The sequence below is a fragment of the Ruegeria sp. C12 genome, assembly GCF_056537745.1.
In genome coordinates, this window is the sequence record NZ_JBQFSA010000001.1 from 335,637 (window position 1) to 349,463 (window position 13,827).

The 13,827-nt window shown below is 55.5% G+C and carries 9 protein-coding genes; 7 read left to right on the forward strand and 2 right to left on the reverse strand.

Annotated elements, in window-relative coordinates; genetic code table 11:
• Position 1: 1 nt before the first annotated feature.
• Complete coding sequence (locus ACR0C9_RS01545) at positions 2–709, reverse strand: GntR family transcriptional regulator (protein WP_480626305.1); 708 nt, start codon at positions 707–709, stop codon at positions 2–4.
• Between the two features lie 156 nt (positions 710–865).
• Between ACR0C9_RS01545 and ACR0C9_RS01550 the strand changes: the two genes are divergently transcribed.
• Entirely contained in the window at positions 866–1,816 is a 951-nt protein-coding gene (locus ACR0C9_RS01550) for a GlxA family transcriptional regulator (RefSeq protein ID WP_170452443.1), read from the forward strand.
• 294 nt (positions 1,817–2,110) lie between these two features.
• Here the strand turns inward: ACR0C9_RS01550 and ACR0C9_RS01555 are convergent, their stop codons facing one another.
• A complete protein-coding gene (locus ACR0C9_RS01555) occupies positions 2,111–3,118 on the reverse strand; it encodes an endonuclease/exonuclease/phosphatase family protein (RefSeq protein ID WP_480780226.1) in 1,008 nt (335 codons plus the stop codon).
• Between the two features lie 461 nt (positions 3,119–3,579).
• Here ACR0C9_RS01555 and ACR0C9_RS01560 point away from each other — a divergent pair, with 461 nt between their 5' ends.
• From ACR0C9_RS01560 to ACR0C9_RS01585, 6 genes are all read left to right on the forward strand, one after another.
• Positions 3,580–4,836: a tyrosine-type recombinase/integrase gene (locus tag ACR0C9_RS01560; protein WP_480780227.1), complete on the forward strand. Its 1,257-nt coding sequence runs from the start codon at positions 3,580–3,582 to the stop codon at positions 4,834–4,836.
• A gap of 229 nt (positions 4,837–5,065) precedes the next feature.
• The gene (locus ACR0C9_RS01565; RefSeq protein WP_480780228.1) at positions 5,066–5,287 is read left to right on the forward strand and encodes a helix-turn-helix transcriptional regulator; all 222 of its coding nucleotides are present in this window, start codon (positions 5,066–5,068) and stop codon (positions 5,285–5,287) included.
• Positions 5,284–6,681 carry a hypothetical protein gene (locus ACR0C9_RS01570; protein WP_480780229.1) on the forward strand — a complete coding sequence of 466 codons (1,398 nt, stop codon included), beginning with the start codon at positions 5,284–5,286 and terminating at the stop codon, positions 6,679–6,681. The genes ACR0C9_RS01565 and ACR0C9_RS01570 overlap by 4 nt, the downstream gene beginning before the upstream one ends.
• Before the next feature lie 3 nt (positions 6,682–6,684).
• Positions 6,685–9,870, forward strand: coding sequence for a hypothetical protein (locus ACR0C9_RS01575; protein WP_480780230.1), 3,186 nt, complete (start codon positions 6,685–6,687; stop codon positions 9,868–9,870).
• Between the two features lie 38 nt (positions 9,871–9,908).
• Positions 9,909–10,562, forward strand: coding sequence for a hypothetical protein (locus tag ACR0C9_RS01580; RefSeq protein ID WP_480780231.1), 654 nt, complete (start codon positions 9,909–9,911; stop codon positions 10,560–10,562).
• Between the two features lie 297 nt (positions 10,563–10,859).
• The gene (locus ACR0C9_RS01585) at positions 10,860–13,538 is read left to right on the forward strand and encodes an AAA family ATPase (RefSeq protein WP_480780232.1); all 2,679 of its coding nucleotides are present in this window, start codon (positions 10,860–10,862) and stop codon (positions 13,536–13,538) included.
• Positions 13,539–13,827 lie beyond the last annotated feature (289 nt).

The following is a 13,827-nucleotide window of genomic DNA, read 5'->3' on the forward strand; positions in this document are numbered from 1 at the left end:
CTCATGCAGGTTTCGAAAGTGGGACGCCCATCGGGACATCCAGCGCGTCGGGCATAACGAACAGCTCGATCTGATCGCGTGACAGGTTCCAGTGATCCTCAGCCAGCTGCGCAGCAGCCGCCTCATCGCCCGCCTCGATGGCGGCGATGATGGCGTCGTGCTGACGGCTGGCTTCTGACAGGTTTTCGGACATTTTGGCCGTCTGAGGCCGGTAAAAGGTCATCCCGATCCGGGCGTGATCGATCAGCAACCGGTTAAACGACGGCAGCAAGTAGACATTGCCTGACATCTCTCCGGTCACGTCATGAAAGCGGTTGTTGGCCAGCGCGCGATCCTCGGCAGACCCCGACCGCAATGCTGCCTTAAAGGCGTGTTGGGCGTCTTTCAAAGCGTCCATCTGCGCGTGCGTGGCGTTTTGCGCCGCTAGCCGCAGGATTGCGCCGTAGATCATTGGGGCTGCCAGAAAGAAGTCGCGCAATGTGGTGTAAGACATCTCGGACACCCGCGCACTGCGATTGGCGCGCAGATCCAGATAGCCCTCGCCTGCCAACTGCCTGAACACTTCGCGCAGCGGCGTCCGGGACAGGCCAAATGCATCGGACAGATGCGCCTCATCCAGATCGGTGCCGGGTTGCAGGCGCAGCGTCAGAATCGCGACCTTCAGATGCTCGGTCAGTTCGGTTTTGCGGGACTTGGCATCGTCTTTCATCAGGGCCCTCTGGCTTGGCGCGGACGAATCACAAATCCGGCCGCTGTGCACCAACTGTATTCGAAAAAAATACAACTTGTATACAGAAAAAAATCGTGCAGCATGACACTTCCTGAAAGACTCGGGCGCGAACTGCCCAATTGAACTGGAAACACCATGCGCCAAACGCGGCACATCACCTTCATCCTGGTCGAGGAGTTTTCGCACCTCGCCTTTTCCTGCGCGGTCGAGCCGTTGCGGATTGCCAATCTGGTCAGCGATGAAAAGCTATATGAGTGGACCCTGCTGTCCGAAGATGGCGAACGTGCGGTGTGCTCGAACGAGCTGGTGACTTTGGTGCATGGCGGTTTGGATGACCTGACCAAAACGGACCAATTATTCGTGTTGTCGGGCATTCACATGCGCAATCACGTCACGCGACCGTTGCTGTCCACTCTTAGGCGCGAACGGGCGCGGGGGACGCCAATTGGGGCGTTGTGTTCCGGGGCGTGGCTGCTGGCCGAGGCCGGTTTTCTGGACGGGATGCAGGCCGCAATTCACTGGGAATATCACGACGCGTTCATGGAGGCGTTTCCCGAAGTGAACCTGGTGCGCAGCGTATTTGTGGCTGACGAAAAGCACATCACCGCCTCGGGCGGCACGGCGACGGCGGACCTGATGCTGCACCTGATCGAACGCGACCACGGAGAGGAACTGGCCATCGAGGTGGCCGATCAGATGGTCTATAACGCCGTCCGAAACGCCACCGCAAAACAGCGCGTCTCGCTTCAGTCGCGCAACGGGATGCGCAATGCACATCTGGCCAAGGCAATCCAGATCATGCAGGGCAGTATCGAAACGCCGGTCTCGCCATCCGACATTGCCGAGACCTTGGGTATTTCGACGCGCCAGTTAGAGCGTTTGTTCGGCAAATACCTCAACACCTCGCCCAAGAAATACCTGATGGAGATGCGTTTGGAGCGGGCACAGAAGCTGTTGTTGCAAACCGAAGCCTCAATCACCGAGGTCGCCATTGCCTGTGGCTTTGAAAATCCCGGCCATTTCTCACGCGTGTACCGGTCGAGCTTTGGTGTGACGCCGCATTCGCAAAGAAACAAGATAGACTAAGAACGGCAAGGCGGGGGGAGCACAGCAATCATCCGAAAATCGGACAATCGCGTGCTCACCCCCTGAACCCGCCGAGATACCCCCTCGTTAAAAAATCTGACTAGTCAACCGTTCGGTGGGCTTAGGTGTCGATATATATCGATATTGGCATAACTATTGCGAGATCATGTCACTTGTGCGTTAGTTTCTGCCACAATGATTAACATTTGAACCTTGATGAGGTCAGATGCTGGATATGAAACGCGAAATCGGGCGCTGATGATCGCGGCTAAGTTCGCCAAAAACGGCCCTTCATCAATCACCCGCCCACATCCCGAAAGAGCTTTCGTCAAACTCGGCGACCATGGGTGCGTGGTCGGATTCTGGGAATTTGCTGTCGGTTGCGAAGGCGATGCTTTCGTCGTGGATAAGTTCGTTATGAATCTCGGCATTCACAAAACTTGCCATCATTCGGCGCGACACAAGCATATGGTCCAGCAGGTTGGGCTTTCCGTGGTGATACAGGGTAAAGCGGCGGCTTTGCGCAACGGATAGTGCGACAGGGTGCATGACCCGGTCATTCAACGCGGGGTTTCCAGTGTCCTCGGTCGTACCGCGAATGGCCATGATCGGCACGTCGTTGGGCTCGGCATTGAAATCGCCGCAGATCAGGATTTTGGCGTTCGGCTCGTTCTCGAAGATACCGTCGACAAACAAACGCGCCTCCAGTGCTGCACCGACCCGTTTCATGGATGAAATGAAGTACCCTTCGGCCCAACCCGCCGCGCTGGCCCATTTGTAATTTGTTGGCCCCTGTCCCGGAATCGGAGTGGGGATCTTCGACTTGAAGTGGACGTTCAGAATGTGGATCGGATCCTCCTGACCTTTCCTCAACCGCACATAAAGGGACGGACGTTCCCATTTGACGTCCACAGGACCCGGATTGCCGGTTGCCGTGACCCGCGAATAGGACGGCGGATTTACCAGCGTGTTCTGAACCTCCCGAACCTCTTCAACGGCCATGTCGGGCGAGGACGCAACAACCAGGTTGCGGTATCTTTCGACATCGGGTTTGTTTTTCAGCGTGGTAGAAGAGAGCGTAAATTGCTCGTACCTGGTGCCCGTCAGCAACGTGCCAAGCGCCCGAAGCTGCCGCGGGCCGCTGTCCATATCCTGCCCGTGAACTTCCTGAAAACAGATGACATCTGCCCGCAGTCTTTCCAGCATCGGCTGCAGGATTTTGACGCGATCATTAAAGGCGGCGGTGCTGTTTTCTGATGTGCCGTCGTCGAGGTTCTCAATGTTGAAAGTCGCAAAACGCATGGCGTGGTCCTCAATGAAATGAATACAAAAACGCTATCATATTGGGGTAGAAATGATACCGTTTTGAGACAAACGGCTGAACAGATGGCGGATCTTCTGATAGGGCCACATGATCGCTATTCGTGCAAAAACTGGACCCTGAGGACAAGTTTACCGCCCGGTTCTAGGGTCATATTCTGTAGGTTTGCCTAAAGATTGCCCGAAGCGACCATTGCCGCCAGCGAAATCATGGCTTCGCTAGGAATGCACAACACTAAAAGCGGGATGGTGCTGCTGGAGAGAATTGAACTCTCGACCTCTCCCTTACCAAGGGAGTGCTCTTACTAATCGCTACGTATCAGAAAATATCAGGACGATCTCTAGTGCACAGTAATACTTGACAAAAATGATGTCATTGGTTCTCAGGGGTTATCAAGGTGTAGCGCGTCCCGTGCTGCCCCGGTGCTGCCCGAGGGGATCTTATGAAGACTGAGAAGCGAAAACTGACGGACGCCTTTGTTCGCTCGATTGCGCCAGGGGTGGCGGGCTCGGAATACGTCATCTGGGATACAGACATCACCGGTTTCGGCCTAAGGGTCAGAGGCAAAAGTTTGTCGTATGTTGTAGTCTATCGCCCTGCGGGCCTAGGACGCACGGCCAACGCTAAGCGTTTCAAGCTTGGGTCACCGAGCTCGATAGCCAACGTTAAGGACGCGCGACGAATGGCCCTCGCTGTTCTGGGCAGGGTCGCTTCGGGAGCGGACCCGAATGCAGAACGTGCGGAAGAGAAACGGCGAGCACAATCAACAGTCGGAGAAATGCTGAACCGTTACGAACAGAACTTAGAAGGCAGAGATTACGTCAAACGGAGGGAGGTTATGAGCCTACTCAGACGCCGTTTGAGGTCGAAATTGGGACGCGAGATCGACGCAGTTAAAGCTTGGGAATACGCAGAGATCATTGAACGACTTGACCGCCAAAGCGGGGGCACGGCTGGGGGATCATTTCGGGCGAAATGTTCAACTTTCCTCAACTGGTGCTCGTTCGAAGCGCGCGTTCTGGAAGCAAACCCCCTAGCGGGATATCGGAGGCAGCGCGACACCCGATCGGAACGTGTCAAGAAATCAGAGATGGGTAGGGCTCTTACTGACGATGAGATAAGCGCGATCTGGAGATCAGCCGACCCGAAAACCTCGTTTGGGCGGCTAGTAAGATTCTTGATTTTGACCGGATGTCGCCGAAACGAAGGAGCTAGACTTGCATGGAAAATGGTTGATCTAGATGACGGCCGGCTTGAGCTGCCTGCGACTTTTACGAAGCAAGCGAGGGGACACACTGTCTACATATCCGACGAGTTGGCAAAGATACTTGTACCTCTCAAAGCAAACAGACTCGCGTCCGAGTTTGTATTTCCATCTCCGCGAACAGGGGGGCCGATGTCAGGTTGGAGTAAATTCATGGATCCGAGCGACAAGCGAACAGCCGGCGGGTCGAAATCTGGCACGCCTGGCTTCGTCGTTCGTAGCGGAGTTCAGTTCACACTTCACGACTTGCGCCGCACTTTTCGGACAGGATTGTCCCGGCTAAACATCGATACAGAAATCGCAGAATTGGCACTTGGGCACGCTCGATCTGATTTAGAATCTCGATACAACCGGGATGACTGCGAGGAGGGTGTGCGAAACGCGTTTCAAGTGTGGGGAAAGCATGTGAACCGCGTCGTGGCGCTAGATAAGTGATTTCAGTCAGTTAGCATCTTTAATCTCCATACAAGTGACATACATAATTGATAACAAACAATAAAAAAATGGTTTCGGCATTGACGCAGAAACGCTCAGAAGCTATCAAATAGTTGATAACCTTGCCCCCGCCGCAATGGAACGGGCGAAACGGTGTAACGGATGGGATGCGGCAGCAAGGTCTTACCAGAAACGAACGCACGAAGTGCGTCCGAAGAGGAAAGACCGCATGCTCGATTGCAATTCGTCACCTGAAATTCTTGATCTCCAGTCGCTGCCAAGTTCGGCGTTCGTCACAAGGGCGCAGCTAGCCCCGTTTTTAGGCTTTTCTCTCCCGACTTTGAATAGATGGGCAAGCGAAGGGAAAGGTCCGCGTATCACGTATCTGGAAAACAGGCCGCGTTATCGCGTGTCTGATGTTCTGGATTGGATTGAAGGGGGGCGAAAATGACCACTCGTATCAATCCATTGAAGGGTCGCTACTTTAACGATCCGAGTCTTGCATCCGCGGTGTCGTCGCTGGTCGAGGCGTTCGCACCGCCATCGGCGAGTGAGCAGTATTCGTATGTCCGAGCGAATAACGAGCGCGCAGACGGGCAGCGAAAAGCCCAATTGTGGGCGGCTGCAGGCGACGATTTCGACAAGCAAAGTATCGTCGCGGATCTGTATAATCCGAACCAGTCATTCTACGCCGTGGACACAGCCAACGCGACGACACAGCGGGGGCAGGACGTCGCTGCCGAAACATCGCGTCTTAACAACGCAGCCGACAACGCCGCTGCGTACGAACGAGCGACCTTGGACGCTGTGGCTGGTTTGGGCGGCACGGTTTTAGAGCACGGTGAAGTTTTGCCTGGCATTCCAGCAGATGTTGCAGAAGCACTGGGCATCCCGTCGTTCCCGTCACAATCCGGTGCCGACCTTGGCGCTCCGGCCCCCTTGCCGTCCGAAGACGAGATCGAAACACAATTGTTGTTGGATGCAATAAACGACGGCTCGTATGGGCCCCAAGACGTCGTCGAAGCCCGCCGCTCTGACATCCCGGTGGAAAAGATTACCACGCCTGACGGCCCGCGTTTCGTTTCTCGCGGCGATGCAGTCGGGCGGGAGCCCTTTATCAATCGCGGCGCACAAGCCGCTCCAGAACTTGAGACTTACCGAACCCCCGAGGGTCTGACCGGGACGGCAGAGTATGACGTGGAGCGACGTCTCTGGGTCGATACCCAGACAAGGGAAGTCCTGCCGGAAGGAACTGTCACGGGTAAAATCAACGATACGTCTGAGGGCTTCGGGGCGACAACTTCGAACGTCACGCGCGGCAACGCAATCGTCGCAGAAGCACACTACGGCCTCGAACGGGTGAACGCGTTCCGCGATCTGTTGGAACAAAACCCGGGCATCATGGGTATCCCGGGTATGATCCGCGGTCTTGCGCAGGACGTAGTTGCGGCCGCTGACGAGGCTGGAGCGGCCTTTGGTTCTATCGACTCTGTCGAAGAAGCCCGGGAGCTCGCAGCCCGTGTCGGAGCATCAGGCGACTACGATCCAGCGTTTGCGCAAGCGGCCGCCTATGCGCTGGAAATGGCATACCTGCAGGCGAAGGCGCAGGATCCGGGCGGAGAAGTCAATGTCCGCGAACTGGAGCGGCTTCTAGGTCATTTTGATGGCGGCATCGCTGGGAATTCCAAAGTGCTCGCGGTTTTGGATTCCTTGGAGCCTCAATTGCATGACCGGATCACATACGGTCAGCAACTTCGTGGCGAAACGGTGTCGCGCCGGGATGGCGCCGTTGCACCTCCGTCGCTTAGCGATGCTGAGCTTTTCCGGAAATACGGTTTGGAGTGAGATATGGCGACCTATGAGCAAGTCATGGAAGCGGCCCGTCAAGCAGATGAGGCCGGTGATGATTCTGGCGCCAAACGTTTGCTGGAAATCGCCGGATCGATGGAACGGCAAAGCGAAACACGAGCAGCCTCACCAGAACCTGAGCGCCCGCTCAGTCGCCTTCCCGAAGGCAGCAAGATCCTTATGGAAGATGATCAAGACGGGGTAGTGTATGAGACGCCAAGTGGAAAGCTTGGATACGCGTCTCCTGCCTATTCTACGATTGATCAGGCGCGCATAAAACAAATGCTGAACGGCCAACCCGCAGGGATAGATAGGACGACCTTGGAGGCGATTATGGCCGACTATGTCGAGCCGATCACAAGATACCCAACAATCGCCGCCGAGGGGATTGCCACTGGTATAGGAAACATGGCTGGGCTTTTTGGTGATGCACTTAATGCTTCATCCATGGTCGGAAATCTGCCGCGTGGCACGCAGGGTGTCAGGCCATTGTCGCAGATCAAAGAAGACCCTGCCGCCAGTGCTTTTGAGAAGGGCTTTGAGCACAGCCTGACCTTTTTGCCTGGTTTCGGACATGCAATTGACTATCTGACGGACGCTGTTCCAACTGAAGAAGGCAACTTGGTTCCCCGTGGTGGTGGTCAGAACATCAGTCAAGTCTCTGGCAACGCGTTCGATATGGCGCTCAAAAAGACACTTGGTATTGAACGTGACGGCCCGCTCAAACCGCGTAGCTTTCCGGAGCGGTTGACAAGGCGAGTTAGTGAAGAAATTGGCGCTTCCGCTGTTCCACTTGCTGGCAGTGTCCGAGCCTTGAAACGCGGAAACGGTGTTGCCTCAAAGGTAGCGTCAAAAGTCGCTGGCAAAGAGATCGCGATGGCGGCGACGACCGGGGCAGGCGCACAGGTTGCCAATGAGATAGCGACCGAGGATGGCAAGGGTACATTTGCTTCTGACCTGACCGGATCTCTGGTGGGATCAGCGGGTGCCCCACTCGCAAACACCATTACCAAGCCTCTCCGAAGAATTGTTGCAAGCGCGACGAACCCCCGGGTGGCGGACGATGCTGCTCGCCAGATGATCGTTGAAGATGCTATCAATTCCTCAACTTCGATCAGCCCGTCCGACGGATCAGTCGATACCACCGACATAGTTGAAGCGCTCCGCACAGAGACCGAGCTCGAAAAGGCCGTTCCGGGCTATCGTGCCGGTATAGGCGAACGCAGTGGCGACATCGGGCTTCAGACCTTTGCAGAAGATACCTCTGCCAACTATGCCGGTGCGCAGAATCGGCGCTTGAGGGACAACAACGCTGCTGTGAATGCTCGCGTGAGTGAACTTGCGCCCGACGGTGACCCGGGGCGTTTCAGAGCCAAGTTGGACCAAGGTGTCGAAGCGGCCCTTTCAGACGCGATGCTTGCTGCGGAAAATGCTCAACGCCGTTTCGATGAGGCATTGCAGTCCGTCACCCCGGAGATGTCCGCTGCAGGGCGTGGTGCAGCTATCAGGGCTGAGCTTCAAAACGTGCGCGACACAGCGTTGCAAGAAGTCTCTGACCTTATGCAGAAAGCTGAGAGTTCTGGAAAATTGGTCGATCTCTCCAAGCTTCGGCAGCGCTTTGATGATTTGACTAATCGGCTGGAAGCCGAAGAGTTGAACTCGGTTCGCCGCTTCCTTCCCGAGGAAATTCAAACGGTGCGGGAATTAGCGCCTTCCTCAGCCGACGGAGACGACGAACTGCTAGCGATAATCGATTCCGTAGATGGCGCTCCTGTCATGGGGCCTGCATCGCAGGTTGGTAGTGTCAGGTCAGGATTGGCCGAGGCGCGACGCAGCCCCTCCGCTACCCAACAGCAAAAGCGCGTGCTCTCGGCCTACGAGGCAGAAGCAGAGGGTTTCCTGAGGGACGAATTGAGTGGCGATAGTCTCGCAGCCCTCGACGAGGCCCGCCGCTTACGTTCAAACGTTGGCCGCCGTTTCGAGGAACCAGACGCGATCGGTCGGACGTTGGCCGAGACCGGGCGCGGAACAAGCGCCACTGATTTGCGTGGATACCAAATCCCTGACGAAGCAGTTCCGGGTCGTTTTGTGCGCCCCAATGGAGGCGACACAGACTTCGCGCGCCTGATGTCCGAAGCTGGCGATGCGCCGGAAGTCCGGAGGGCGCTTCAAGACCAACTCGTGTCCGAAGCACAAAGGCGCGGTGCTCTGAAATCACCGGAGGCGCTGTCTCGGTTCCTCGCTGACCACAATGTGCAGCTAGAACAATTCCCCGAAACGCGGCGCGCTCTTGAAGAGGCAGGGGCCTCACGGAGCGTATTGGATGACGCAACCAGGAACGCAGAGGCACTCCGACGCGACATCACACCCGGGGGGAAGGGCCCCGAGGGTCAGTACACGCGCTATGCGCCGGAAGATGTTGTAGGTAGCATCAACAACTTGATCCGCGGCTCTGACAGCGGCAGCGTCGCAGATCGGACTCGGCAGCTCATCAGGCGCGCTGGCGACACTGAAACGGCGCGTAAAGACCTAAGAGCGGGTTTCTGGCAATGGCTGGACGGGAGCGGTGCGGGCACCGGCAAGGGCCGTTTTGCGACGACTCTCGAAGGCGAACCTCGCTGGAACGCAAAGGCGATGGTCAACAATCTGAGCGACCCGAAAGTCAGGGAGGTCGCTAAAGAGCTGTGGCCTGGTAACGAGTACAGGTCGTTTGAAGCCCTTGAGGACATTTACCGGCAACTGGAGGCAGCGACGCCTGGACGCACAACCGCACCCGGCCGATCTGGCACAACTCAGTCCATTGCGCGTCTGGAGGCGCAGCGGGGTGCGGCTACTACTGCAAGAAGGGCTTCGGCCGATATTCGAGCAGTTGGACAGGGACGTATGGCGATACCCGTTGCTCTAACGGGCTGGGTCGCCGATGGTTTGCGCAACATGAGCGTCAAAACGCGTCGTATCGCTCTGGAAAAACTGACAGCGACTGTCGCGAACGATCCGGATTTGCTCGCCAATATCCTCGAAGAGTTCAACCCGGCAGAAGCGGCCTATTCCAGCCGATTGATCACCCAGCGATATGGGGTGCGGGCGACGCAGGTCATCGCTGTCCTCCAACAGGTTAACGAGGCCCAGCCCGATAGCGAGGCTTCCGAAGAAGACGAACTGCTCGATCACATCCTTGCTGATTGAGTCCAGGATAGATCACTAAAACGGAAGGGAAACCAGCCATGGGACGACAGGAACGCGCAACGTTGGAGTATCCTTATCCAAAGGGTTCAACACTGGAGCAATTGAACCGTGTAATTGATTTATCGCCGGTAACGGAAGAAGAGCGCGTCAACTATTGGCGGGGCATGGCAGAGGAAATGCTAGAAGCCGAGGCCCAACAAGCCGGAATCCCGTCCCTTCGAGCTTTGCCTCTTCTGAATACTTGCGGCTATGAGGCACTTTTGGAAAGCACTGCGGCTTTTTTGCGAGATGTGTCAGAAGAGTACAATCCCCCGCTCCCCAAGAGGCGCGGCGCAACTCTGCCCTTAAGCCTGATCGTTGTTTTCTTGGTAAACGAAGAACGATCAATCGATCCGACCGCTAAAGACGACAGAGTCTTCAAGCATGTCGCCCGACTACTCGGTCCGGGCGTAAAGAAGACAGCCGTCAAGCAGGCTTTCAAACGTGGCGTGCATGAATTTTATGTACGCTCAAAAAGCGAAGATCAGCTCGCAAAACTGGTGGATAGTCGTCTTTTCTATGATTTCCAAAGGTTGTTTTGGGACAATCACAAAAAGTCTGAGAAGTACGCGAAAGATCGTGCTGTTTGTCAAAAACTTCGTGGCCGAAAGTCAATTTACGAAATTGATAGGAGCATCGAATGGGCGAAGTGAGACGAGCAATAGTACCATGGCAGGAATGCAAATTCGTGTCAGTTCGAAATGCCGGCCGTATTCTTGGGCTTCATCCTGACGCGCTTGAAGATCGAATATTCCATGGCGAACTTGATCTACGAAACATCCCCGGGGGATCCCAGGCCGTCATCACGGTCGAAAGCGTTCTTCGGCTGATAGAGCGCTCAGAAACGATCCAACTGACAGCTCGGAAAGAAGCAAAGCGTCAAAGAAATGCGGGCCCTCTCAGGCTTGTCGTGAGTAACAGGTAGCGAACAAAAGAAATGGCGTGCCGCGATGGAACCGCGAGCACGCCAGAAAGGTATTATCGTGCAGAAACAATACAATAATAATGAACCCGAGGCAAGAGTCTTCCCGCTTAGTTTCACTGTCGTGGAAAACGCTGGTGGCGCTCTCACAAAGGCTTACGACGTCGATGAAACTGGCGCTCCCAAAGCCGTCCACCGAGGTGCGCTGTCGCGTGGCGTGGCGCGCCTGGAGAGTTTCACAGGTTCGACCGAAGAGCATCTCGAACACCTAGGTAATGTGCTGACGGAATTGCGACATAGCGAGGCGATAATAACCGGCATGCCTATCTATGAGGGCTCTGAGTGGACCCTCGGCACCAAGAATGACGTTGAAGCCGGTGATGCCGAGATTTCTCGCTCATCAGATTGCTTTACCGGGTCACAAGGTCCTTCGCTTCTATGTCTCGACCTCGACACAAAGACATACCCAACCGAGATAAAGCAGAAGATCCAAGATTGCGGCGGGATGCTTGAGGTTCTGAACAGTGTATCCGAGGGATTTCAACATGCAGGCTACCTGCGTCGCGCCTCTGCTTCCTCAGACATCGAAAATCCTATCACGGGACACGAAACTGGTCCGGCCGGCGAGCATCTATATTTCATTGTTGCGAACGGAACGGATGTAGCTGATTTCGCACAGCGGTTGCACGATCGTCTTGTTCTTGACGGTTGGGGTTGGGGCGAAGTCTCAAAGTCCGGTCGTGTTTTGACACGGACGTTAATCGACCGTTCGGCAACGGCTCCCTACCGCGTGGTTTACGAGGCAGACGCCATTCTTCGAGGTGTTCTTGAGTACAAACGACCGCGTTCTGTGTCGGTCTGCGCAGGGGGCGTTCTGAATACCGCTGCATTGCCCGAATTGAACGAAGCGGAAACCTCAGCGCTAAGAGAAGCAGAGTTAGAAATCAGAAATAGCAAAGCGGACGAAGCGGCCGCGGTTCGACAGGAATGGAAGCAGGAGCGCCTACAGGCTGCGGTGCGAGACGGGCGGGATCCGCAGCAGGTGGCAGACGGTATTGAGCGCGCGATAGAGCGCGAAGAACTATCCGGTGAGTTTGAGATTCAATTCGACGATGGTACCTGCGCGACCGTTTCGGAGATACTGGCGAATAAAAAAGCGTTCCATAGTAAAACCTGTGCCGATCCGCTCGAGCCCGACTATGGCGGGGGAAACAACCTTGCAGTTCTCTATACGGATCACCCCGCTCGCGTTTGGAGTCATGCACACGGTGGTGTAGATTATTTACTTGTCCGAACGGAGCACGATTTCTTCAAGCCGGTCCCGATTGAGCAACTCACAAATGATGAAACGATCCGGGATATGTTCTCTGATGGTGCATCGGGGCCGGAGTCGCCTCAAGTTAGGATGCCAGAATTGAGGCCCGTTAGGTCGATCAGTGACATCGGTCCAATTCCAAGACGCCGGCACCTGATTAAGCCCCGGTTGCCGCTATCTGACGTTGTGCAGTGTGTTGGCGAACCCGGTGTATCCAAATCGGCATTCGCTTTGAGAGATGCACTTCTCGTCGCTTCTGGTAACCCGGAGAAATTAGATATCGACCCATCGGAAGAAGTACACATTTCAGGTCCAGTGCTCATCTACAACGCCGAGGACAGCCATGATGAAATGGATCGGCGCCTAACCTCGATAATGCGCCGTTACGAAATCAACGAAACTCAGCACGACATCATTCTCTGGTCCGGACTGGACCATGGAAGCCTAAAGCTTCTGCATCGGGCAAGAGATCGCGCGCCGCTAACGCCTGCGCCCGGTGCAGACGTGTTGAAGCGGGTCATCAAGGAAAACGGCGTGAAGCTGGTCTATCTCGACCCACAAGTAAGTCTCGCTTCAGGTGCTCACGAAAACGACAGCGAGGATATGGACGCCGTGTTTCAGACGCTCGCAGAGATCGCATCCGAATGTGAAATCACGATCGTTGTTATTCACCATACGGCCAAGCACACGCGTGACGCTAAAGGCGATATGGGCGCCGGACGCGGCTCTTTCGCTGCCGTCGCAAAGGTCCGTAGCGCCTTTACTCTGGTCAACGTTACGGGGGCCGGAGATGAAAAAGACTGGGGCGTCTCGATCGAAGATCAGCTTATTCGCCTCGATTATGCCAAGGTGTCGCACGCACGCAAACCAACCAAACCGCAGGTGTTCAAACGAGCCTCAATTCTGGTCGGAAATGGCGAAGGTTGCCCCGGGGGTGAAGTCCTACCGACCGACCAGTTTATGAAGCTACCGCACCAGGAGAGGCACCGGATTGAAGGTGACTATGCTCCCGTTCTGGAAGCTGTTGATCTTGGCAAACTGAAAGCCGAGGCCGCGATCAAGCGGGCCAACGACGAGGATTTCACGCAGGTACGAGTTCGCGAGATAGCGCTGGAGGCTTTGCAAGACAGTGACTCTGTGGCCGTCTCACAAGTGACTGACTATCTCGGAGAGCGTTTTTTCTCGGAGGGGATCACCCAAGCTGCGAGTAGGCGCGCCGTCGATCCGAAGTTGAGGGCGGCGATAATGGGTGGTGTCCGCACCGTGCGTCACGGGCGAAACGGCGTGTTGAAAATGGAGGAAAGGAAGACACCACGGGGCGGAAAACGCTCACTGTATCTGACGTGGACACCGGACGATCTGTCCGACAGAGAGGGCGGTGAACATGAGTAGCAGGGGTCTCAGGGTTCGGCGTGGCGGTCTATTCGCAGCTATTGGCGGTGGCCAGCGTGTAGCAATTTACGCCAATTGTAGCACGATGCGTAAATTGCTTTTTGTGTTTTATTTCAGATGGTTGGAGGAAAATCGGCACCAATTGACGTTGATCCGAGATGTTAGTTGTAAATTGGCCCGATTTTTGTGTTTAAAAACAATCAACTACACAATTGACGCAATTTACCCCCTACGGGGGGAACGAGCATGTAAATTGCTCGACCCCCAACCCGGACGGTTCGTGAATGAA

Bases quoted from the DNA above. Each gene is read 5' to 3' on its own strand.
- ACR0C9_RS01565 (WP_480780228.1), top strand. From the start codon at position 5,066: ATGCTCGATTGCAATTCGTCACCTGAAATTCTTGATCTCCAGTCGCTG.
- ACR0C9_RS01570 (WP_480780229.1), top strand. From the start codon at position 5,284: ATGACCACTCGTATCAATCCATTGAAGGGTCGCTACTTTAACGATCCG.
- ACR0C9_RS01560 (WP_480780227.1), top strand. From the start codon at position 3,580: ATGAAGACTGAGAAGCGAAAACTGACGGACGCCTTTGTTCGCTCGATT.
- ACR0C9_RS01550 (WP_170452443.1), top strand. From the start codon at position 866: ATGCGCCAAACGCGGCACATCACCTTCATCCTGGTCGAGGAGTTTTCG.
- ACR0C9_RS01555 (WP_480780226.1), bottom strand. From the start codon at position 3,118: ATGCGTTTTGCGACTTTCAACATTGAGAACCTCGACGACGGCACATCA.
- ACR0C9_RS01575 (WP_480780230.1), top strand. From the start codon at position 6,685: ATGGCGACCTATGAGCAAGTCATGGAAGCGGCCCGTCAAGCAGATGAG.
- ACR0C9_RS01545 (WP_480626305.1), bottom strand. From the start codon at position 709: ATGAAAGACGATGCCAAGTCCCGCAAAACCGAACTGACCGAGCATCTG.
- ACR0C9_RS01585 (WP_480780232.1), top strand. From the start codon at position 10,860: ATGGAACCGCGAGCACGCCAGAAAGGTATTATCGTGCAGAAACAATAC.
- ACR0C9_RS01580 (WP_480780231.1), top strand. From the start codon at position 9,909: ATGGGACGACAGGAACGCGCAACGTTGGAGTATCCTTATCCAAAGGGT.